Here is a 21,645-nt window from a genome sequence, read left to right on the forward strand (position 1 = left end):
CGGGGTGCGGACTCGGGCTGTGGGTACTGCGATCCGGGGGGCGCGTATCCGGCCGGGCGGCGTCGCGGCGGCGGGGGTTCGGTGCGCGTGCGTCGACGCGACCGGGTCGACTCCGGCTCGTCGAGCGCGCCGGGGTCCGAGAGACGTTGTCCGGCAGGTCGGATGGAGCGCGGCGCGGCCCGGCCGTAGGCGGGATCGCCCAGCGGCTCGCCGGTCGCGGGGATGCGCCGCGGCGCTGCCCGCGAACCGGTGTCGGTACTCTCGCCGTCCCGATCCTGCGGGGTGCCGTCGGGGCCGTCAGTCATCGCGGCCGCCGGGACGCTCGGGATCGTGGGGACGGTCACTGTCGCCGGCCGAACGGATCCGGGGGAACGGGTGCTCGAGGGTGTCCGCACCGGCGCCCGCGTGCCCGCCGTGCAGGTAGCGGCTGTCGGCCATCAGGCGTTCACGCTCATCGGGTTCGGGCCGGTCGAAGTCGGCCGGGTCGGGCTGTCCCCGGAATCGGTGCCAGAGCCGTCGGCCCGCCAGCAGGACCAACAGCACGCCGGCACAGATCGTGATGATGAACAACGCCTTCCCATATGCGTTGGAATGTACTGACAACTCGATCGGACTGCCCATCGCGACACCGCTCGAGGTCACCAGGGCGATGGTGACCGTCATCGACGACGACGACCGCGCCTCGGTCGGCAGCTGGATCTGTCGCGTGCCCTTGGGCGGGATCTCGATCACGCCGATGTCGCCGACGTCGAGATCCGGCGGTGCCGAGGTGTCGAGGCGGACGCGGATCGACAGGGGCAGGTCGTTGCGCACCACCAGCAGCAACGGACTGCGCTCGGAGGCGAGCGTGTACTTCCCCCCCGGATCGAGGATGCTGACCGAATCACGCATCCGGTCGACGGCGCGATCGACCGCCGCGACGCGGGCCCGGGCGGTCGCCACCATCGAACGCCGGTCCGCGGCGTCGTCGACCGGCGCCGACCGCATCGCGCGGATCAGGTCCTCCACCAGCGGGGCGACGTAGGCGCGCGGGGACATCGCGACGTCGTTGCGCGCCACCATCGAGGCCTCGATCTGGAAGATCATCGACGTCGCCCGCGTGATCATCCCGGTGGTGTCGGCGTCGAGGGTGGTCAGACCGACGGTGGTGTCGGGAAGCGTCTGGAGTTCGGCGGTGGTGGAGGTGTCGGTGAGGTCGGCGGCCACGGTCCCGAGCGGCCGGGGTGCGGCGAGACCGGTGTCGAGCAGCAGTGTGGCGGTGTCGAGTACGGCGCGGGCGTCGTCGGCCGAGGCCGACCAGACCGCCGGCGGCACGACGACCTCGCTGCGCCCCACCACGGGGGTGTCGACCGGTGCCCCGATCCGCGCCGCCGCCGACCCGGTGGTCGGTGCGATGGCCGAGTAGGTCAGCGCCGACGTGGCCGCGACGCGTCGACTGTCCTGAGACTCCGACTCGAGGTCGAACCGCTGATCGGTGGGCGTGATCGCCGGGGTCGACGGCGCTGCGCCCATCGCGGCCAACGCGGTGGTGACCGACGGGTCGTAGGTCGCGACGCCGACGTCGGCCGCGCGGTACTGGCCGGTCCCCGACGGCGTCGCGGTGCGTATCGACGACGACGCGACGAGCGCGCGGTCGAGTCGGTTCGCGGTGAGCAGTCTCGCGGCGGTGGCATCGAGCGCACCGCTGGTGGGCACCACGAGGTTGCGCAGGCTGGTGACGCCCAGGATCGTGTCGACGATCTCCGCCGGTGACGTGAGACCGGTGCGCGTCAGGGCCGGGTCGGCAGCGGCAGCGAGGGTGTCGATGTCGACCTGACCGAAGGGCAGCGCCACCACGCACAGTCGTGACGCCATCGTCCGCAACCGTTCCAGCCACGCCCGCGCCGCGGCCGAGCCCGTTCCCTCGCGGGTGGCCGAGCGTGGATCGGTGGGATCGCGCGACACCACGTACCCGGTGGTCATCGCCTGCACCGTCACGAGCAGATCGGGGTCGACGGCGATGCAGGTGCTGCGGGTCAGGGGCGCGTCCGCGGTGGACGTCGCGTCGTCGAGGGTGGTGAGCAGTCCGTCGAGCCGTCCGCCCGACTTCAGCGAGGTGGCGAGATCGTCGCTGACGAGGCGGACATCGGAGTCACCGCCGCCGGGGACGCCGGGGGCGAGTTGACCCGGCGCGGCCAGCGGCCACAGCAAGGTGAACTGCGTGGGCGTGGAGACCGTCGGCGCGACCGAACCGTCGGTCCCCACACCCGGTGCACCGGTCGATCCGGCGGCCATGGCTCCCGCGGCGGTCGTCGCGCGACCCCGGTCGGGCGGCAGGCCCAGCACCGAGAGCAGCGTGCGGGAGTCGTCGAGGCGGGCGGCCTCGCCGTAATCGGGGGTGCCGTTGAGGTTGACCAGCAGGGGGTAGACGCCCGGGGTGTCGACACCGAGTCCTGCTGTGCCGCCGCCGGACTGGGGTTCGGCGGGCGCCGACAGCGGGACGGTCAGCGAGAAACTCCGACGCTGTCCGGGGTCGAGCTCGGACGCGACGTCGCGGAACGGCGTCGTGACCTCGTACTGCGCGGTGTCGCGGGTGAGCGACGACCGCAGGCCCGTCGACGACTGCACCGCGTCGCCACGCTGCAGTCGCATCACCAGATCGCGCACCGGTCGGTCCCCGACGTTGGAGAGCGTGCCCGTGACGGTCACCGTGGACGGGCTCGACGTGGTCACGGTCGACGGAGACACCGAGTCGATGGCGACGTTGACGAACTCGGCGGGTTCGGGGAACGGTGCCGCGCCCACGGGGCCCGTCCCCGCGATCCACATCGCCGCCACGATCGCGGCGAGCAGTGTCGCGACGGCACGTGCACCGGTGCGCCGGTGGCCTCGTACCGGCGGTCGATGCCGGGTCATCCGTCGTGACGCGGCTCGTGGGCGCCCCGCGTCGGCTCGGGCTGCGTCCGTGTCGATTCCGGCTGCGTCCGTCTCGATTCCGGCTGCGCAGGGGCCGACGCCGTGCCCGGGGTGCCATCGGCTGCGGCGGGACGTCGGGGGCCGCGGCGACGTCGGCGCGGACGCGGCGCCCGCACCGGCTCCTTGCGGCGCTGGTTGCGTGCGGCCGCGGCCTTCTCGTACTCGTTGGGCTCGGTGCGCACGTTGTCGGCCTCGGAGCGGGCGAGGAGTTCGGGGTCGGAGGTCAGGGAGTCCAGGACGTCGGCGGCGGCGCGGGCGAGACGTCGTTCGTCGGAGTAGGTCAACTTCTTCGGCAGGTCCGACAGCGGGACCCAGGCCACCTCGGCGACCTCGTAGTCGGCGTCGGAGAGCTCACCGCCGATCGACCGCATCAGGTAGTGGTGCACGGTTTTGTGGATCCGCTTGCCCTCGCTGACGAACCAGTAGTCGATTTTGCCCAGCGAGGCGACGACGGTGCCCTCGATGCCGGTCTCCTCGGCGACCTCGCGCATCGCGGTCTGCTCGACGGTCTCCCCGGTTTCGATGTGTCCCTTGGGAAGTGACCACATCATCCGTCCCCGTCGGTCGACGCGGCCGATGAGTGCGGCGCATCGATCGTCGGCGGGACCGTCGATGTTCGACACGACCAGACCACCGGCCGAGGTCTCGCGCACGGTGCGCAGGCGCGGGCCCGCGTCGGCGTTGGGATCGGCCGGCGTCGAACGCGGCGCGCGGCCCGCCGGACGGACGGCGGCACGCAGATCAGAGGGTTTGACCGCGACGGTGACGTCGCCGTCGCGAGAGCCGCCGACGGCGTTGTCGGGGGTGTCGGAGGTGGGGCGGCTGGGCTTGCGACGCCGGCCGCGACGGCCGCGTCGTGATCCGCCGGCGGGGGTGTCGGACCGGGATGGCGACGGTGCCTCGGCGGCGATGTCGGGGGTCTCGGTCGAGCCGGTGGTGGTGGGGGCGTCGTCCGTTGTACGGGGGTCCGTCGTACGGGTGTTCGGGACCGCGACGATGCCCGTCGCCGCCGCGGAACCCCGCCTGCGACCGCCGCGCCTCTTGCCGCGCCGACGACGCGGATGTCCTGCGACATCGCGATTCGGCTCGGTGGGTTCGGCTGACACCCCACGATGCTAGCCGCCTGTAACCCCCCGTTCGGGGAACGGTGAGGGTGCCCGTTCGGAGAACGGTGGGTGTGACAGTTCGGAGAACGGTGGGTGTGACAGTTCGGAGAACGTGCGAGGTCGGCGAGTCGACGACGCCGGATCGGGTGGATCCGGGGGTCGGTAGGCTGTCACCTCGTGACAGCATCGGCCGGCCAGTCCTCCGACGAGCGCCGCACCCGTCTGCTGACGAACGCGGCGGTCTCGCTGCGTCAGTTCTCCGACGTCCTCACGCCCCTCGGTGACCGTTTCGCCGAGCGCGGTTTCTCCTTGTTCCTCGTGGGTGGCTCGGTCCGCGACGCGGTCCTGGGCCGTCTGGGGACCGATCTGGACTTCACGACCGACGCCCGACCGGCCGATGTGCAGGCGCTGCTCCGCGGGTGGGCCGACGCCGTGTGGGACACCGGTATCGAGTTCGGCACGGTCAGCGCGTCGCGCGCAGGCCACCAGATCGAGATCACGACGTTCCGCGCCGACACCTACGACCAGGTGACGCGCAATCCGTTGGTCGAGTTCGGCGACACCCTCGAGGGTGATCTCGTGCGCCGGGATTTCACGGTCAACGCGATGGCGGTGCGTGTCGGGGCGGGCGGTGAGCAGGAGTTCATCGACCCCCTGGACGGGATGGCCGACCTGGTCCGCGGTGTGCTCGACACCCCGTCGCTGCCGGAGGTGTCGTTCACCGACGACCCGTTGCGGATGTTGCGAGCGGTGCGGTTCGTCGCGCAGTTGGGATTCACCCCGGTTCCGCGGGTGGTCACGGCGATCACCGAGATGGCCGATCAGATCCAGCGCATCACCGTCGAGCGTGTCGCGGCCGAGCTCGACAAGTTGATCCTGGGTGAGCACGCGGTCGAGGGTGTCGTGGCCCTCACCGACACCGGTCTCGCCGAGCGGGTGCTGCCCGAGATCCCCGGGATGAAGCTGGCGATCGACGAGCACCACCAACACAAGGACGTCTACTGGCATTCGCTGACGGTGCTGCAGCAGGCGATCGATCTCGAGGAGAGTGATCCCGATCTCGTCCTGCGGTGGGCGGCACTGCTGCACGACATCGGTAAACCGGCCACTCGCAAGCACGAACCCGACGGTGGGGTGAGCTTCCATCACCACGAGGTCGTCGGCGCGAAGATGGTGCGCAAGCGGCTCAAGGCATTGAAGTATCCGAAGGCGGTGATCGAGGAGATCGCCACCCTGGTGTTCCTCCATCTGCGCTTCCACGGGTACGACGAGGGCAAGTGGACCGATTCCGCGGTCCGGCGCTACGTCACCGACGCCGGTGATCTGCTTCCCCGTCTGCACAAGTTGGTGCGCGCCGACTGCACGACGCGGAACAAACGCCGAGCTCAGCGGCTGCAGCGCACGTACGACGACCTCGAGCGGCGCATCGCCGTCCTGGCCGAGCAGGAGGACCTGCAGCGGGTGCGGCCCGATCTCGACGGCAACGCGATCATGGAACTGCTCGGTGTGCCCGCGGGCCCGGTGGTCGGCCGCGCGTGGCGCCACCTCAAGGAGGTGCGCCTCGACCGCGGTCCGCTCGACCGCGACGAGGCCGAGGCGGCCCTGCTGGCGTGGTGGCAGGAGCAGCCCGATCGACCGGGTTCCTGACCCCTGTCGCCGTCGTTATCATTCCGTTACCTGGTGGTGCGGTCGGTTACCGGGCCGTGACGTACGGGCCGGATCCGGCTACTCTGGGGTCAGGTCGAGACACTGGCCTCGCGAACGACTACTCCCCTCCTCCTCCGTGACCCGCACGATCGACCCTCCGGACACCCCGGATCAGATCTGACGCAGCGTGAACCGATCCGCTGCCGGTGTGGCTGCGAAACGGCGAGGGCAAGACGGGACACGCACGATGGCCTTCTCTCCCGGGACCGCTCCCACGGTCTCCACCTGCACACTGTCGACCTTGGGTCGGTGAGGCGTATTTCCACCGACTCACGACCGGTACGCTCGAGTCACGACGAGGATTCCTTCGTCGGGGCGTTGGAGGTGTCTGTGCAGTTCGCGCCTGTACGACGTCTCACCGACGGTGCTCTCGCCGCCGCTGAGCTCCAGGTGCGCGGCCCCGCGGGGTCCGCACTGAGCACCGCGGAATCTCTCCGGCACGCTGCCCGCCTCATGCAGCAGGAACACATCCTCGATCACCACAAGTTCGCGTTCGCGGCCACCGAGCAGGCGCAGACGATCGCCGACATCCTCCCGTTGCTGGTCACGGTCGACCTCGATTCGGTCGACGACGACGATCTCGAGCCCTCCCTGGAGCGGCTCGCGGTCTCGGTCCAGCCCGACGAGATGCTGCACAGCCCTCAGCGGACGATGGCGAAGGTCGCCGCGGCACGTCGTGCTGGCCGGGTGATCTGTGTCGACGGCCTCGGGGTGAGCGAATACGCGATCACGATGCTGGCGCTCATCGAGCCCGACGTGATCATCACCGGACCCGAACTCCTGACCCGCACCACCGAGCCCGACATGGCCCGTCTCGCCCATGCCCTGGCGGCGCACGTGGAGCGCAGCCACGCCGTGGTCATCGCCGAGGGTGTCGACTCGGTGGCGCTCAAGATGGCGGCGCTGACCGTCGGTGCGACCTACGGGCTGGGTGACCTGTATCCCCCGGTGAAAGACCCCGCGGAGTTCGGCGACGAGGCGATCGTGCCTCTGCCCGAGGCCCCGGTGTGGTCGACGCCCGAGACCGGACCGACCACGCCCTACGCCATCGGGTCCGCGGTGCACCGCCCCCGCCGCGGCACCAAACACCTGCTCATCGAGATGAGCAAGTCGCTGGAGGCGCAGGCATCGGCGGCCGGTGCGGCGGTCGTGGTCCTCGGTACCTTCCAGCACGCGAAGTTCTTCACGCTGCTCACCGCGAAGCGGTGGAAGGAACTGGCCGAGAACGCCGGTCTGGCCGGTGTCTACGGCGTCGGTCTGGTCAACATGATCGACGGGAACGTGCAGCACGCGCCGCTCGATCCCGACGATCCCCTGGCCGACGAATGGAACGTGGCCGTCCTCGGGCCCCACTTCTGCGCCCTGCTCGCCGCGCGCGATCTCCACGACGAGGGCCCCGATCTCGAGCGCACCTTCGATTTCGTGCAGACCTACGACCGCATGACCGTCACCCAGGCCGTGCACTCGATCCTGAGCCGGTTCACCGTTGTCTGATCGGCCCGGGGCCGACAACGCAGACGACCTGCCGGTCGACGACGAACACCGTCGTCCCGCCGGGGTGTCCGACGCCACCGTCGAAGCGGCCGGCAAGGTCACCGAGGCCCTCGAGTGGGTCGAGCGCGTCCGGGGTCACCTCTACGAGGCCCACCAGATGTCCGGTCACGCCGATCTCCTGTTCGGTGAGGCCGCGGACATGCTGTCCGACGCCGGACACGATGGCCTCGCGGCCGACATGCGGCGAGAGGTCGTCGGCGCCAACACCTTTCCGGGTCGATGGACCTTTCAGCTCGTGGAGGAGTTCGACGACGGCTACTACACCACGGTGAAGGGCTTCGAGAAGCGCACGCGCGACGAGCTCCTGGACGGCCGACGCCATGTCATGGAGTCGGAGATGAAGGAGCGCCGCCGCACCCACGGCCGTACCGGTCACGAGGCACGACCCAGCTGACCCGCGTCGACCGTCGCGATCGCTAATTCAGCAGATCGCGGCGCTTGGTGGGGTGGTCGGCGTCGATGAGCTTGCGTGCCAGTTCGGCGACCTTGATGTTGGCGTCCTGGGAGAGTTTCCGCATCAGCTCCCACGCCTGTACCGCGTCGACGTCGAATCGCTCCATGACGATCCCCTTGGCCTGCCCGATGGTGTCGCGACTGGCCAGCGCGCTGGCGAACTGGTCGTCCCGTCGCGCCGCGAAGATCGCCAGCGCAGCGTGGGTGGCGACCGCCAGACCCAGTTCCTCCGATTCGGCGTCGAAGGCATTCGCGTTGTGTGCGTACAGGTTCAGCGCTCCCATGGTGGATTCACCGCGGTAGAGCTGAAACGCCACCGTCGAGCGCACGGGGGTCTCCGTGCGGACCGCGGACACGAACGAGGGCCACCGGGTCTCGGTGTCGTAGTCGGGGACACGGACTATGTGATCCGCCCATGCGGCATCGAGACAGGGACCTTCGCGGCGTTCGTGCTGGATGGCGTCGACGCGGGCGGCGACATCGTCGGTGGGAGCCACCGAGGTGAACTCCCCCTTGTCGACCAAGGTGATCCCGCAGTGGTCGGTGCCGGGGACCAGAGCGACCGCGCTGTCGGTGATCGATTGCAGCAGTGCGTCTTCCCCGGCCGGGTCGTCCTGCTCGTGCAGGGAGCGTGCGAGCTGCGCCAGCGCGAGGAGCGTACTCGTATCGGTCATCTCATCCACGGTCATGCCTCCTCACCTGCTCATGGTCTCACGGACGAGGGTTCGTCGGTGTTGACAGGCCCCCCGGCCTGGATACACTCGGGCTACGTGCCTGAAGTCCTCGGGTGGTTCGTCGCACATCCTCGAGCCCTCGGAAGGCCGTTCCCTCATGCTGTTCGCATATCTGCAATTCCCTGTCTGCGCAATGCAATCGGTGCTCGCCTCGGCGCGCGATCACGCGTGAGCGAGCCACGGGCGGCCCTGTTCGACATCGACGGCACCCTCGTCGACTCGGTGTACACGCATGTCGCCGCGTGGCGGCAGGCGTTCGCCGAGAGCGATCTGACGTTGCCGCACTGGGAGATTCACCGACGTATCGGTGAAGACGGTGCGTTGCTGGTGTCGGAGCTCATCGAGGTCGCCACCGGCGACACCGGATCCGACGATCTCGAATCCCGTCTGTCCGACGCGCACGACCGTGCGTACACCGAGCGTTCCTCGCAGCTCACGGTTCTGCCCGGTGCGCGCGAACTCGTGCGGGAGGCCAAGCGACTGAACATGCGCGTCGTCCTGGCGACCTCGGCCCCCGACCATGAACTGGCCCTGCTGCGAGAACTCCTCGACGTCGACGATCTCGTCGACGCCGTCACCTCGGGTGCAGACGTCGACACCGCGAAACCTGACTCGACGATCGTCGGCATCGCACTCGACCGTGCCGGTGTGCGGGCCGCCGATGCGGTGATGATCGGCGACGCCACATGGGATTTCGTCGCGGCATCCGACCGTGGCGTTCCCGGGATCGGCGTCCTGACCGGCGGTGTGGGTCGCGGTGAGCTCCTGCAGGCGGGTGCCGGTGCGGTGTACCGCGACGCCGCCGAGGTCGTCGCGAGCGGCATCCTGGACTCCGGTGATCGGCGGTGACCGCGGTGTCGCGGTGCGTTGTGGTGGTGCCCGCACACAACGAGCGCGACGACCTGCCCGAGGCCCTGGCCGCCATCGACCGCGCCGCGGCGCAGGTGTCGGTGCCGGTCCACGTGGTGGTCGTCGCCGACGCGTGTGACGACGGATCCGAGACCGTCGTGGGACGGCACGTAGAGGTGCTCACCATCGGCGCGCGCAACGTCGGTGTCGCGCGGGCCACGGGGTTCTCCGGCTTCCCGTGCACCGCGGACGTCTGGTTCGCGAACACCGATGCCGATTCACGGGTTCCGGCCGATTGGCTCGTGCATCACCTGCGTCTGGCCGACGCCGGAGCCGATGCCGTTCTCGGCACCATCGTCCCCGAGAACTGGGAGCGGTGGCCGCGCGACGCCGCGCAGCGGTTCGCCGCGCAGTACGTCGACCGCGACGGCCATCGCCACATCCACGGCGCGAACCTGGGCGTGCGCGCATCGGTGTACGGCGCCCTCGGCGGGTTCGCGCCGCTGACCCACGACGAGGACGTCGACCTGGTGCGCCGGCTCCGGGCACACCGGTATGCGATGGAGTGGAGCGCGCAGGCCCCGGTGGTCACCTCCACCCGGGCCCGCGGCCGGGTGCCGGCCGGATTCGCGACCTCGCTGCCCGCGCTCCTCGACACCCCCGTCACCGCCACTCCGAGCGTGGTGGCCGGATGACCCCGGTGATCACGGGGATCGGCCCCACCCTCCCGTTGCCCGGCCATGGGCACACGGCAGAGCGGTGGCGAGCCCTGACCGAGGCGGCGCGCGCCGACATCTCCACCGGGCGCCTGCTGGAGGCGCACGTCGATGCCGAGGCGATCCTGCACGAGCTGGGTGCCAGGGCACCCGGACCCGGCGAACGATGGGGCGTGTGGGCGGCGGAGGGTCCGCCGCCCACGCTCGCGGCCCATCCGGACCCCGCGTCCACGGACACCTCCACCTGGTCTCTGCGCGGGACGAAGCCCTGGTGCTCGGGCTCCCGCGGCTGCACACACGCGCTCGTGACGGCCTGGCACGAGGGCCGACGCGTCCTGCTCGCCGTCGCCCTCGACGCACCGGGCATCACCGTGGGGAACGACGACTGGCACGCCGCGGGGATGCGGGCCACCGAGACCCACGCCGTCGCCTTCGACGCGACTCCCGCCACGTTCATCGCCGACGCCGAGGACTACTTCGGGCGCCCGGGCTTCTGGCACGGCGCCATCGGGGTCGCGGCATGTTGGTTCGGCGGCGCGCAACGCGTGGCGCAGGCCGTGCTCGCTCACCCTCGCGACGACGATGTCGCGCTCATGCATCGCGGTGCGGTGGACGTGGCCCTGTTCTCGGGCGAGGCCGTGCTCGCCTCCGCCGCGGCCGCGATCGACGATGCGCCCGACGACGGAGTGGCCGCCCAGGTGCTCGCGTTGCGGGTGCGGGCGCACATCGAGTCGGTGGCCTGCGAGATCATCGATCGCGTGGGCCGCAGCCGTGGACCGGGACCGCTGGTCGCCGACGCGTCACACGCAGGTGCGGTCGCCGATCTCACCGTCTACATCCGGCAGTCGCACGCCGAACGCGACCTGATCGCGCTCGGACGACTGTGCACCGAGATCGACGCGAGAAAGGCACCATGACCGCAGCCGATGTCACCAGTGAGGACGCAGAGGGGTTCAACGCAGAGGGGTTCGGTGCCGAGGGGCTCGCGACCGCCGAACAGTGGCGGGACTGGCTGTCGACCCACCGGCTGCCCGCCCTGGAACTTACCGAGCCCACGCGGATGTTGGTGGTGTCGGCCCATCCCGACGACGAGGTCCTCGGTGCGGGTGGCCTCATCGCCGAGCGGATCGCCGCCGGGGGCGGGGTGACGGTGCTCTGCCTGTCCGACGGTGCCGCCTCGCATCCCGGATCACCGACGGTGTCCCCTGCCGACCTGGCGCGTATCCGTCGCGCCGAGCTGGAGGCCTCCCTGGCCGAGGTGGGGGTCGAGCACGTCAGGCACGTGGGTCTGCCCGACGGGGAGCTGGCCGACCACGCCGCCGAGATGGAGGAGGCGGTGGCCGAGGCGATGGAGACGTTCGGTGGCCACGATCTGGTTCTCGCGCCCTGGCGCGGCGACCGTCATCCCGATCACGAGGCCGCCGGCCGCGCCGCGGTCGCCGCGGCACAGCGCACGGGGTCGGTGTTCGCCGAGTATCCCGTGTGGATGTGGCACTGGGCCGCCCCCGGCGATCCCGCGGTTCCGTGGGAACGCGCGAGCGCACACCCCCTCTCCGAGGGAGCACACGCGGCGAAGATGCGGGCGGTCGCCGCGTTCGTCAGCCAGATCACCGACCTGTCCCCCGACCCCGCCGACCGCGCGGTGTTGCCGCCGCGGATCCTCGACCGTCTCACCGGCCGCACCGAGGTGTTCTTCACGTGACCGACCCGGCCTACTTCGAGCGGATGTACGCGCGGTCGGATGACCCGTGGGGCTTCGACGACCACTTCTACGAGCGCCGCAAGCGCGAGCTCACCGTGGCCGCGCTCCCGCGGGCGCGTTTCGTCAGCGCGCTCGAGCTGGGGTCGTCGACCGGTGCACTCACCGAGCAGCTGCTCGCGCGGGTGGATCGCATCCACTGCGTCGAACTGCACCCCCGAGGCGTCGAGATCGCACGGCGACGACTGGTCGCCGACTCCGACCGCGTGCGGTTCGAGGTCGCGGACCTCATCACGTGGACCCCTGGCGAGACCTACGACCTCGTCGTCGCCAGCGAGGTCCTCTACTACCTCGACGCCGAACCGCTGGCGCGGGCGTTGGGGTGGATCCGCGATCAGCACCTCGCCGGGGCCACGGTCGTCGCCGTGGACTGGCGGCATCCGGTGGACGAGCACCGGTGGTCGGGAGACGAGATCCATCGTCGGCTCACCGAGGTGCTCTCCACCGCGTCGGGTGGCTACCGCGACACAGATGTGACCATCGAGATATTCGAGCCGGCAGGGGTCGAGTCGGTGGCCGTGCGCGACGGTCTGGCGCCGAGCGCGACCGATGGCCCGTCCGGCGAATAGGGGCCGTCAGTCCTGCACGCGGGACAGCACGAAGATGGTGGCGAGGCCCGCGCCGGTGAAGAGTCCGAGCACGGCGCCGGCGAGCGCCAGTGACCCCAGCATCGGCAGCGCGATCACGAACAGGCAGGTCAGCAGGGCGAGCACCATCACGACGGCGTTCACCGACCGCCATTCGCGGCGGTCATCGTCGCGGCTGTCGATCTCGTCGACCATGGTGGTCTGCTCGTCCATGACCCCTACGCTGACAGACGCAGGTAGCGGCCCCGCACCCCGGATCATCACGGTGTGGTCTCGCGGCGGTAACGCTGGAGTCACGGCTTGCCGTTACCATTTCGTGATCGTCGAATCGGTCTGGTTGCGATCTCCGCCAGCGGTGGGCAAGCCCCCGGTGGCGACCTACCGTCGAAGACATGGCTCCTTTCACCACACCCGGACTGACCGCAGACAGCGCTGCGACCGTCGTCGCGACGCTGCAGGAACGACTGAGCGCGCTCAACGACCTGCATCTGACCCTCAAGCACGTTCACTGGAACGTCGTCGGCACGAACTTCATCGGCGTCCACGAGATGATCGACCCGCAGGTCGAGCTGGTGCGCGGCTACGCCGACACCCTGGCCGAGCGCATCGCCACCCTCGGCGAGTCGCCCAAGGGCACCGCCAAGGCCATCGAGGACAGCCGCAGCTGGGATGACTACAGCCTCGGCCGCGACACCGTCCAGGCGCATCTCGGTGCCCTCGACCTGGTCTATGTCGGCTTCATCACCTCGCACCGCGACGCGATCGAGACCACCGGCAAGCTCGACCCGGTCACCGAGGACATCCTCATCGGCCAGACCGCCGAACTCGAGAAGTTCCACTGGTTCGTCCGCGCGCATCTCGAGAGCTACACCGGTGAGCTCGCCACCGCCGGCGCGACCAGTGAGAAGGCCGCTGCAGATCAGGCTCGCTGATCTGCGACGACGCTGTCGCTGACCTCGCCACCCGTGCGCCGTCGGTGCACGGCCCACAGACGCCCCGACATCGGTCGGGGGAGACAACAGGAGATTCTCATGGGGATTGTTGACAAGGCCAAGAACGCCGCCGAAGACGCCATCGGCAAGGCAAAAGAGGTCGTCGGTGACGCCACCGACAACAAGGACCTCGAGGCCGAGGGCAAGAAGGACCAGGGTTCGGCCGGCGTGAAGAAGGTCGGCGAGAACATCAAGGACAAGCTCAGCTGAGACCAGCTGCCCGCGGAGCCCGAATCGTCTGTGACGGTTCGGGTTTCGTCGTTTGTCGATCGAAATCGTTGGCGGCCAGCACGAATCACGACTTATCCACAGAACACCTGTGGACAGTGGGGATAAATGGCTTTCACCCCTGTGGAGAACCCGTGGATCGTGGGCTGAGGAAATCCATTGCGGATGCGTCGATCTCAATTGTGACCGGCGTCACCCCGAGGAGTTCCCCGTCGGCGGAGACCGGCGTCGGCTCGGCCGTCTCGATCGTCACGGTGCTCGCCCGCAGCGAGTGCACGCCGCGGCGGGAGACGTGCGTCCCGCGGTAGATCGTCGGGAACAGGCCCAGCAGGCGCAGCCGGGAGGTGTGCTCGACGAGGGTCACGTCCAGCAGACCGTCGTCGATGCGTGCGTGCGGGCAGATCCGCATGCCGCCGCCGTAGCTCGGGGTGTTGCCCACCGAGGCCATCACCAGATCCATCTCGTGGACGATCCCGTCGACCGTCACCCGGAACCGGCGGGGCCTCAGCGCCGCGATCTCGGCGATGGCGGCCAGTGCGTACCGGGACTGCCCCCGAGGGCGCGTCATACCCACCGCACGTTCGGTGACGGCGGCGTCGAGCCCGATCGCCGCGACCGTGCCGAAGGTGGTGGTGCGGTCGCCGACGGTGAGCCGCGCGAGGTCGCACCGAAGCGTGTGACCTGCGACGATGATGTCTACCGCCCCGTCGATGTCCGTGGTGGGGATCCCCAGGGCACGCGCGTGGTCGTTGCCCGTCCCGGCCGGGATGAGGCCGACGCGCACCTGCGTACCGCGCGCCGCGGCGATTACCGGGCCGATGGTGCCGTCGCCGCCGATGACCACCACCGCGTCGAGACCCGACGCCGGGTCGCCCGCCCGGGCCACCGCTTCGCGCGCGATCAGCGCGGCATCGGCAGCCGACGACCCCGACCGCGCGTCGACGGTCACACCGCGCGCGGTCAGGGCGGCGATCGCCTGCCGGGCCGTGACCATCGCCGCGCCGTTGCGCGACGTCGGGTTCACCAGCGCCACGACCGATGAGACCGGTCCGCGGTCGGAGTTGCTCACGGGATCAGCGTTCCGGGATTGAGCACGCCCGCGGGGTCCAGCGCGTCCTTCACGGCCCGCAGCATCTCGACCCCGACCTCGCCGATCTCCGCCGACAAATACGGCCTGTGGTCGGCCCCGACGGCGTGATGGTGGGTGATGGTGGCGCCCTCGGCGACGATGGCGGCGCATGCATCGGCCTTCGCCGCCGCCCACTGCGCCAGCGGGTCGTCTCCCATCCGGTAGACGACCGTGAAGTAGAGCGACGCACCGGTCGGATAGGTGTGCGAGATGTGGCACATCACCAGCGCAGGCGAGCCGTCCGGCAGGCCGTCGGCGGGACGGGACAGTGCGGTGGTCAACGCCGCGGCCACCGCGTCGCGCAGCGCGGGGACCCCTGCCCAGGTGGTCGCGGTCTCGAGGGTCTCGCATCCCACACCGATGGCCAGCAGCGCGTCACGCAGGTAGGGCGCGCGGAAGCGCCCGTGCTCCCAGGCGTCGGCCGGCGCGGCACCCAACGAGGTGCCGCCCGCGGCCAGCAGCGTCTCCGCGGTGAGGTCGCGCCGCGTCGCACACAGCGACTCGTCGCCCTCGAAGCGGGTGATCGCGAGGACACCGCCGGCCATGGCGTCGTCGCTGACCCCGATCGCGCCGGGGCTGGCCAGGTTCACGCCGGTCTCGACCTCGTCGGACAGTCGCAGCACCGTCGGACCGGTCCCCCGCTGGACGACCGCGCGGACCGCGGCCGCGCCCTCGGCGAAGCTCGCGAAGTGCCACGCCTCGTTCACGGCGTGCGGCGGCGTCGGATGCACCCGCAGCGCCACGGCGGTGATGATCCCGAGGGTGCCCTCCGAGCCGAGCACCATCTGCCGTAGGTCGGGCCCGGCCGCCGACTTGGCCACGGGGCCGAGGCGGAGCGTCCCGCGCGGGGTGATCGCCGTGAGCCCGACGACCATGTCGTCGAAGCGTCCGTAACCGGCCGAGTCCTGACCCGACGAGCGGGTCGCCGCGAACCCGCCGATGGTGGCGAACTCGAAGCTCTGGGGGAAATGGCCGAGGGAGAATCCGCGTTCGGTGAGCAGCTTCTCGGCGCGTGGCCCGGAGACGCCGGCACCGAGCACCGCGATCCCCGATGTCGCGTCGAGATCGACCAGGGAGTCGAACCGGTGCAGATCGAGCGAGATGACGGCACGGTGACGCCCGGCATCTGGATCGAGCCCGCCGACGACACCGGTTCCGCCGCCGAAGGCGACCACCGCGACCCCCGCGTGCGCGCACCAGGTGAGGATCGCGGCGATCTCGTCCTCGGTCCCGGGAGCCACGACCGCGTCGGGCGCGTCCTGCTCTGTCGCGGTCCGACGCAGCAGGTCGGGTGTGCTCTTCCCGCCGGCACGGCGCAGACGGTCCTGCGGATCCACCGAGACGCAGTCCGACCCGACGATGTCGGCCAGCGCGGCGCGGTCGTCGTCGGCCAGGCGGGTCGGTGCGACGGTCACCTCGTCGATCGTGGGCGCCGGTCGCGGGTCGCCGCTCACCCCGAGTGCGCTGCGCACGAGGTCGAGGATCGCCGGCGAGAGGGTGGTCGCCTCCTCGGCGATCCCCCAGGCGTTCCACTGCATCGGCGGCAGACCGATCCGGGCTGATCCGTGGGCACGAGCGGCGGACGGCGGGGCAATCATGCGTTACAGTTTTACACAACATGTCAACCAGGAACGACGTCCTCGACGCGGCACGGCGCTGCCTCGTCCGCGGATCCGGACGCAAGCTGACCCTCGCCGAGGTCGCCCGTGAGGCCGGCGTGAGCCGACCGACCGTCTACCGACGATGGCCCGAGGTGAGCGCGGTGATCCGCGACCTCCTGACCCGCGACATGACGAGCCTGATGACCGAGCACGTCGCCGCGGTCGACGCCGCGATCGCCTCCGCACCCGAATCGAGTCCCCCGGAGGTGCTCGCCGCTCTCGTGGACGGCATCGTGGGCGCGGCGATCGGCCTCAGCGACGACCTCCTGTTCTCCTCGCTGCTGCGACGACAGCCAGATCTCATGGCGCCGTACGTGTTCCAACGACTGGGAGCGAGCCAGCGCGGAGTCCTCGACGTCCTCGACAGCCGCATCACCCAGGCCCAGCAGGTGGGCGCCGTCCGCGCGGGTGACCCGATGCGTCTCGGCGCGATGGTCCTGCTCATCACCCAGTCGGCGATCCAGTCGCGATCGGTGGTGGCCCCGGTACTCGGCGGCGACTGGTCGCAGGAACTGACGCGTGCCCTGTGCGGCTACCTGACCCCGGTCGAGCCGGTGTCGGTGCCGAGGCCCCCCGCGGACCCGACCGGCGACGGTGACCGGCAAGAGGAACGACCATGACCACACCACCGCATCCCTTCAGCGCCGACCTCGGCCCCGAACGGACACGACGCGACCGCGCGAGCCTGCAGTCCCGGCGCAGACCATGGGACGTCCTCGTGATCGGCGGCGGCGTCACCGGCGTCGGCGTGGCGCTCGACGCCGCCTCGCGGGGCCTCACCGTCGTCCTCGTCGAGGCCGAGGACCTGGCCTTCGGCACGAGCCGGTGGAGCAGCAAACTGGTCCACGGCGGACTTCGCTACCTCGCCTCGGGCAACGTCCGGATCGCGTGGGAGAGCGCCGTCGAGCGGCACAACCTCATGACCACGATCGCGCCACACCTGGTCTCCCCCGTCGCCCAGGTCGTCCCGTCCTACTCCGCGGGCCACGGCACCGCCGGACCGGGAATGCGCGGTCGCGTCGACGCGGCCATCGGGAGTGCACTCGTGGGAACGGGTTTCGCCGTGGGCGACCTGCTGCGTCGCGGCGCACGCACCCCGGCCGATGTGCTGGCGCATCCCGCCCGGATCTCGGCGGCCGAGGTGATCGCTGCGTGTCCCGCCGTCGAGACCGAGGGACTGCGCGGTGGATGGCGCTCCTACGACGGCCGGCTGATCGACGACGCACGACTCGTGGTCGCGATCGCGCGGACCGCGGCCGCGCACGGTGCGGCGATCTGCACCAGGATGCGTGCCACCGAGGTGACCTGTCAGGGCGCCACCGTGATCGACGGGATCACCGGTGACCACCTCGACATCCGTGCGCGCACGGTGATCAACGCGACCGGTGTGTGGGCGGGCACCGTCGACGACTCCATCACGGTGCGCCCGAGCCGCGGAACACATCTCGTGTTCGACGCCGCGACACTGGGATACCCCACCGGTGCCCTCACCGTCCCGATCCCCGGCGCCCGCAACCGGTTCGTGTTCGCGCTGCCCGAACAGCTCGGCCGCGTCTACGCCGGCCTCACCGACGTCGACGCGCCGGGCCCGGTGCCCGCCGTCCCGCAGGCCTCCGACGACGAGATCGACTCGATCATCGCGACCCTGAACACGGCCCTCGCACGGCCGGTGTCGCGCGAGGACGTGATCGGGACGTTCGCCGGTCTGCGACCGCTGCTGCAGGGCGACGGCGAGACGGCCGACCTCTCCCGGGAGCATTCGGTCACCGTCGGTGACGACGGGCTCGTGACCGTGGTCGGTGGAAAGCTCACCACCTACCGCACGATGGCCGCCGATGCGGTCGACGCCGCCGTCGCCCGTGCGCGTCTCGACGCCTATCCCTGTGTCACCGAGTCGATCCCGCTCGTCGGGGCGCACGGTACGCGCAACCGTCGACTACCTGCGTCGCTCATCGCGCGCTTCGGCGGTGAGTCCGATCGCGTGGTGCAGGGTGCCACGATCAGTGCGCCCCTCGGGCCGATCGCCCCCGGCATCGACGTGACGCGGGCAGAGGTCGAGTTCGCCATCACCGCCGAGGGCGCTGTCGATGCCGACGACATCCTGCACCGCCGCACGCGCATCGGGTTGGTCGCCGCCGACGCCGATCGTGCGCGTCCGGCCGTCACCCACCTGCTCGATCAGGTCCTCGCGGCGCACATCGGCTGATCGACCCCCGGGCAGGACCGACCCCCGGACCGGGCGCCGAACCCGGTGTGACGCAGCGGGCGGCGACCTACGCTGGACCGATGACGACAACGAAGGTCGGCCCCACCATCGACGGCCCCGGAGCCGGTGACCTCGCCGTCGCGGGCGCCGAGGTCGACGCCGAGGAACTCGGACAGATCCTCGCCACCACCGAGGAGTTCATCCGCACGAAGGTGATCCCCCGTGAGCAGGAGATCGCCGACGGCAACGAGATCCCCGCCGATCTGCGGCAGGCCGCGCGTGATCTCGGACTGTTCGGGTTCGCGATCCCCCAGCAGTGGGGAGGCCTGGGTCTGGACCTCGCGCAGGAGGTGCGTCTGGCCGAGGTGCTCGGGTACACCAGCCTCGCGCTGCGATCGATGTTCGGGACGAACAACGGCATCGCCGGGCAGGTGCTGGTGCAGTTCGGCACCGATGAGCAGAAGAGGACATGGCTCGAGAAGATCGCCTCCGGCGAGGTGGTCGCGTCGTTCGCACTCACCGAGGACGGCGCCGGATCGAACCCGGCCGGACTGCGCACGAAGGCCGTCGCCGATGGTGACGAGTGGGTGCTCACCGGCGAGAAGCGGTACATCACCAATGCCCCCACCGCCGACCTGTTCGTCGTGTTCGCGCGCTACCGCGACGCTGACTCCGACGGGCCGGGGATCGCGGTGTTCCTGGTGCCCGCCGACGCCGAGGGGGTGAGCGTGGCGCCGGCCGACAAGAAGATGGGCCAGGAGGGTTCCCTCACGGCGACGGTGCATCTCGACGAGGTGCGGGTGTCGGCGGAGGCGTTGGTCGGTGGTGATGCCGACGTGGGCTATCGGGCTGCGATGACCATCCTCGCGCGGGGCCGCATCCACATCGCCGCGGTCGCGGTGGGCCAGGCGCAGCGTGCGCTCGACGAGTCGGTGACCTCGGCGGCGGTCAGCACGCAGGGCGGCACACCCGTCGGGAGCAATCAGGCGGTGCAGGCGATGATCGCCGACATGGCCACGCAGGTGATGGCCGGGCGAACGATCGTGCGGGAGGCCGCACGACAGTGGGTGGCCGAGACCGACCGGCGGATCGCACCCTCGATGGCGAAACTGTTCTGCACCGAGATGCTCGGCACCGTGGCCGACACCGCCGTGCAGGTGCACGGCGGTGCCGGATACATGCGGGGCGTCGTCGTCGAACGGATCTTCCGCGACGCCCGGCTGCTGCGCCTCTACGAGGGCACCAGCGAGATCCAACGCCTCATCATCGGCGGCGGACTGGTCAAGCAGGCCGCGAGGCGCCTGCAGTAGGAGCTACTTGCGGAGACGCTTGACGATGAAGAGCAGGATCACCGAGCCGAGGAGTGCGGTGAGGAACGTGAAGAACCACCCGCCGCTCGCGGTGTCGAAGGCGAAACTCAGCAGGAACCCGCCGAGGAACGCGCCGATGACACCGACGACCACGTTGAGGACGATGCCCATCTGAGCGTCGGTGCCCATGAACTTGCTGGCGATCCAGCCGGCGAGTCCGCCGATGATGATGTAGCCGATGATGCCGACGCTGGTCGTGGTGGTGGAACGTTCCGCCAAGATCTCGACGGCGACTGCGGTTGTGCTGATGGTGACTCCTCGGTCTGATGTTCACGGATGGAGCGGACGCGCGTGCGGTGGTGATGCACGGGCGGAGAAGTGCTCATGGTTTGAACGCTCGGTCTCACGGTACGGGTCGTCGACGTGCGCGATGCCCTTTTGGCCGCGCGCCCCGAGGTCCGAAGTGTCCGTATCGTAGCGACCACGATGTCCAATCTGCCGCTCGTCGGGATCATCCTCGCCCTCGTCACCGTTGTGCTGCACCTGCGATTCGTCCGTGCCACCCGCCTGCCGCGTCGCGCCGCGATCGGCGCCGACGTGGTCCTCGTGATCGCCGGAGCCCTCGCGCTGATCGGGTTCGGCTCCGGTTCGGTGTTCGACCCGGCGTGGTCTCGGTGGCCTGCCTTCGCGGGATGGACGTGGATGGCGGTCGTTCTCTATCTGCTGCTCGGCACCATCGTCCTCGGTGTCGTCACTCTGGGCGTGCGACTCGTACACATCGGCCGCACAGGTGACAGCACGTCGATGCGGTTGCGCGCCAACCGCATCGGCTCGGCCGTGGTGGTGGTCGCATCGGTGGCGACCGTCGCCTACGGCCTGGTCGAGGCGGCGCATCCGCGCGTCACCCGGACGACGATCGCCCTCGACCGCCTACCGGCGGGCTTCGCCGGCACGTCGGTGGCGCTGGTGTCGGATCTGCACGCCGGACCGTCGCGCGGGGTGGGTTTCGTCCGCGAGGTCGTCGATCGCATCAACAGCCTGCGTCCGGACATGGTGGTCCTCGGCGGCGACCTCGTCGACGGGACCGTCGAGCACGTCGGGGGTGACCTCACGCCGCTGCGTGACCTCTCCGCGCCACTCGGTGTGTTCGCCGTGAGCGGCAACCACGAGTTCTACGCCGACGACGGCGGACGCTGGCTCGACCTGTGGGAGACGTTGGGGGTCACCGTCCTCCGCAACGAGCGGACCACGGTGACGCGCGACGGTGCGCAGATCGACGTCGCCGGCATCAACGACGCGACCGCGCCGCGCCCCTACGAACCCGACCTCGCCGCCGCACTCGCCGGACGCGACCCGAACCGCTTCGTCCTGCTCCTCGCCCATCAGCCCCTGCAGGCGCGCGAGGCGTCGGCCGCCGATGTCGACATGCAGGTGTCGGGTCACACGCATGCCGGGCAGATCTGGCCGCTGCGGTATCTCGTGCCGCTGCAGCAGCCCACGGTCGAGGGCCTCGACACCATCGGCGACACGACGATCTACACGACGCGCGGAGCAGGTGCGTGGGGTCCGCCGGTGCGCGTGGGTGCTCCGCCGGAGATCTCGATGCTGGGGCTGACACCGGCCTGATACCGGGCCGGCGCGGGGCAGGTGCGTCGGAGCGATACGTTCGGACGATGGAATCGCGCCATGGTCAGTTCGC

The 21,645-nt window shown here is 70.4% G+C and carries 21 protein-coding genes; 14 read left to right on the plus strand and 7 right to left on the minus strand.

Annotated elements, in window-relative coordinates; all coding sequences use genetic code 11:
- Nucleotides 1-297: 297 nt before the first annotated feature.
- Nucleotides 298-2,895 (minus strand): DUF6049 family protein, encoded by a 2,598-nt coding sequence (locus tag OG579_RS12290; RefSeq protein ID WP_328856152.1) that lies wholly within the window; start codon nucleotides 2,893-2,895, stop codon nucleotides 298-300.
- Nucleotides 2,892-4,061: an NUDIX hydrolase gene (locus OG579_RS12295; protein WP_328856153.1), complete on the minus strand. Its 1,170-nt coding sequence runs from the start codon at nucleotides 4,059-4,061 to the stop codon at nucleotides 2,892-2,894. Before OG579_RS12295 ends, OG579_RS12290 begins: the two co-directional genes overlap by 4 nt.
- 177 nt (nucleotides 4,062-4,238) lie before the next feature.
- On the opposite strand from OG579_RS12295, the gene OG579_RS12300 reads away from it, so the two are divergent.
- From OG579_RS12300 to OG579_RS12310, 3 genes are all read left to right on the plus strand, one after another.
- Nucleotides 4,239-5,708 (plus strand): CCA tRNA nucleotidyltransferase, encoded by a 1,470-nt coding sequence (locus OG579_RS12300; RefSeq protein WP_328856154.1) that lies wholly within the window; start codon nucleotides 4,239-4,241, stop codon nucleotides 5,706-5,708.
- A 390-nt stretch (nucleotides 5,709-6,098) separates the two neighbouring features.
- Complete coding sequence (locus OG579_RS12305) at nucleotides 6,099-7,262, plus strand: DICT sensory domain-containing protein (protein WP_328856155.1); 1,164 nt, start codon at nucleotides 6,099-6,101, stop codon at nucleotides 7,260-7,262.
- Nucleotides 7,255-7,716 (plus strand): hypothetical protein, encoded by a 462-nt coding sequence (locus tag OG579_RS12310; RefSeq protein WP_328856156.1) that lies wholly within the window; start codon nucleotides 7,255-7,257, stop codon nucleotides 7,714-7,716. The genes OG579_RS12305 and OG579_RS12310 overlap by 8 nt, the downstream gene beginning before the upstream one ends.
- 22 nt (nucleotides 7,717-7,738) lie before the next feature.
- Here OG579_RS12310 and OG579_RS12315 read toward each other — a convergent pair whose 3' ends face one another.
- Nucleotides 7,739-8,449, minus strand: coding sequence for a GAF and ANTAR domain-containing protein (locus tag OG579_RS12315; protein WP_328856157.1), 711 nt, complete (start codon nucleotides 8,447-8,449; stop codon nucleotides 7,739-7,741).
- Nucleotides 8,450-8,677: 228 nt separating this feature from the next.
- Between OG579_RS12315 and OG579_RS12320 the strand changes: the two genes are divergently transcribed.
- The 5 genes from OG579_RS12320 to OG579_RS12340 are packed head-to-tail and all read left to right on the plus strand — an operon-like array spanning nucleotide 8,678 to nucleotide 12,402.
- The gene (locus OG579_RS12320) at nucleotides 8,678-9,358 is read left to right on the plus strand and encodes an HAD family hydrolase (RefSeq protein ID WP_328856158.1); all 681 of its coding nucleotides are present in this window, start codon (nucleotides 8,678-8,680) and stop codon (nucleotides 9,356-9,358) included.
- A gap of 23 nt (nucleotides 9,359-9,381) precedes the next feature.
- Nucleotides 9,382-10,053, plus strand: a complete 672-nt coding sequence (locus tag OG579_RS12325; RefSeq protein WP_328856159.1) for a glycosyltransferase — start codon at nucleotides 9,382-9,384, stop codon at nucleotides 10,051-10,053.
- Complete coding sequence (locus tag OG579_RS12330) at nucleotides 10,050-10,991, plus strand: acyl-CoA dehydrogenase family protein (RefSeq protein WP_328856160.1); 942 nt, start codon at nucleotides 10,050-10,052, stop codon at nucleotides 10,989-10,991. The genes OG579_RS12325 and OG579_RS12330 overlap by 4 nt, the downstream gene beginning before the upstream one ends.
- A complete protein-coding gene (locus OG579_RS12335) occupies nucleotides 10,988-11,776 on the plus strand; it encodes a PIG-L deacetylase family protein (protein WP_328856161.1) in 789 nt (262 codons plus the stop codon). The genes OG579_RS12330 and OG579_RS12335 overlap by 4 nt, the downstream gene beginning before the upstream one ends.
- A complete protein-coding gene (locus tag OG579_RS12340; RefSeq protein ID WP_328856162.1) occupies nucleotides 11,773-12,402 on the plus strand; it encodes a class I SAM-dependent DNA methyltransferase in 630 nt (209 codons plus the stop codon). Before OG579_RS12335 ends, OG579_RS12340 begins: the two co-directional genes overlap by 4 nt.
- A gap of 6 nt (nucleotides 12,403-12,408) precedes the next feature.
- Here OG579_RS12340 and OG579_RS12345 read toward each other — a convergent pair whose 3' ends face one another.
- Nucleotides 12,409-12,633 carry a hypothetical protein gene (locus tag OG579_RS12345; RefSeq protein WP_045824917.1) on the minus strand — a complete coding sequence of 75 codons (225 nt, stop codon included), beginning with the start codon at nucleotides 12,631-12,633 and terminating at the stop codon, nucleotides 12,409-12,411.
- Nucleotides 12,634-12,812: 179 nt separating this feature from the next.
- On the opposite strand from OG579_RS12345, the gene OG579_RS12350 reads away from it, so the two are divergent.
- Both OG579_RS12350 and OG579_RS12355 read left to right on the plus strand, forming a co-directional pair.
- Complete coding sequence (locus tag OG579_RS12350) at nucleotides 12,813-13,352, plus strand: Dps family protein (RefSeq protein WP_045824916.1); 540 nt, start codon at nucleotides 12,813-12,815, stop codon at nucleotides 13,350-13,352.
- Nucleotides 13,353-13,451: 99 nt separating this feature from the next.
- Nucleotides 13,452-13,622 carry a CsbD family protein gene (locus OG579_RS12355; RefSeq protein WP_045824915.1) on the plus strand — a complete coding sequence of 57 codons (171 nt, stop codon included), beginning with the start codon at nucleotides 13,452-13,454 and terminating at the stop codon, nucleotides 13,620-13,622.
- Between the two features lie 133 nt (nucleotides 13,623-13,755).
- Here the strand turns inward: OG579_RS12355 and OG579_RS12360 are convergent, their stop codons facing one another.
- Both OG579_RS12360 and OG579_RS12365 read right to left on the minus strand, forming a co-directional pair.
- Nucleotides 13,756-14,709, minus strand: coding sequence for a diacylglycerol/lipid kinase family protein (locus OG579_RS12360; protein ID WP_328856163.1), 954 nt, complete (start codon nucleotides 14,707-14,709; stop codon nucleotides 13,756-13,758).
- Nucleotides 14,706-16,367 carry an FAD-binding oxidoreductase gene (locus tag OG579_RS12365; protein ID WP_328856164.1) on the minus strand — a complete coding sequence of 554 codons (1,662 nt, stop codon included), beginning with the start codon at nucleotides 16,365-16,367 and terminating at the stop codon, nucleotides 14,706-14,708. The genes OG579_RS12360 and OG579_RS12365 overlap by 4 nt, the downstream gene beginning before the upstream one ends.
- A 20-nt stretch (nucleotides 16,368-16,387) precedes the next feature.
- Between OG579_RS12365 and OG579_RS12370 the strand changes: the two genes are divergently transcribed.
- From OG579_RS12370 to OG579_RS12380, 3 genes are all read left to right on the plus strand, one after another.
- Nucleotides 16,388-17,050 carry a TetR/AcrR family transcriptional regulator gene (locus OG579_RS12370; protein WP_328856165.1) on the plus strand — a complete coding sequence of 221 codons (663 nt, stop codon included), beginning with the start codon at nucleotides 16,388-16,390 and terminating at the stop codon, nucleotides 17,048-17,050.
- Entirely contained in the window at nucleotides 17,047-18,636 is a 1,590-nt protein-coding gene (locus tag OG579_RS12375; protein ID WP_328856166.1) for a glycerol-3-phosphate dehydrogenase/oxidase, read from the plus strand. The genes OG579_RS12370 and OG579_RS12375 overlap by 4 nt, the downstream gene beginning before the upstream one ends.
- An 80-nt stretch (nucleotides 18,637-18,716) precedes the next feature.
- Entirely contained in the window at nucleotides 18,717-19,946 is a 1,230-nt protein-coding gene (locus OG579_RS12380) for an acyl-CoA dehydrogenase family protein (protein ID WP_328856167.1), read from the plus strand.
- Nucleotides 19,947-19,949: 3 nt separating this feature from the next.
- Here the strand turns inward: OG579_RS12380 and OG579_RS12385 are convergent, their stop codons facing one another.
- Nucleotides 19,950-20,225: a GlsB/YeaQ/YmgE family stress response membrane protein gene (locus OG579_RS12385; RefSeq protein WP_408068671.1), complete on the minus strand. Its 276-nt coding sequence runs from the start codon at nucleotides 20,223-20,225 to the stop codon at nucleotides 19,950-19,952.
- Nucleotides 20,226-20,432: 207 nt separating this feature from the next.
- On the opposite strand from OG579_RS12385, the gene OG579_RS12390 reads away from it, so the two are divergent.
- A complete protein-coding gene (locus OG579_RS12390; protein WP_328856168.1) occupies nucleotides 20,433-21,572 on the plus strand; it encodes a metallophosphoesterase in 1,140 nt (379 codons plus the stop codon).
- Nucleotides 21,573-21,645 lie beyond the last annotated feature (73 nt).

Source organism: Williamsia herbipolensis (assembly GCF_036153515.1).
GTDB classification, from domain to species: domain Bacteria; phylum Actinomycetota; class Actinomycetes; order Mycobacteriales; family Mycobacteriaceae; genus Williamsia_A; species Williamsia_A herbipolensis.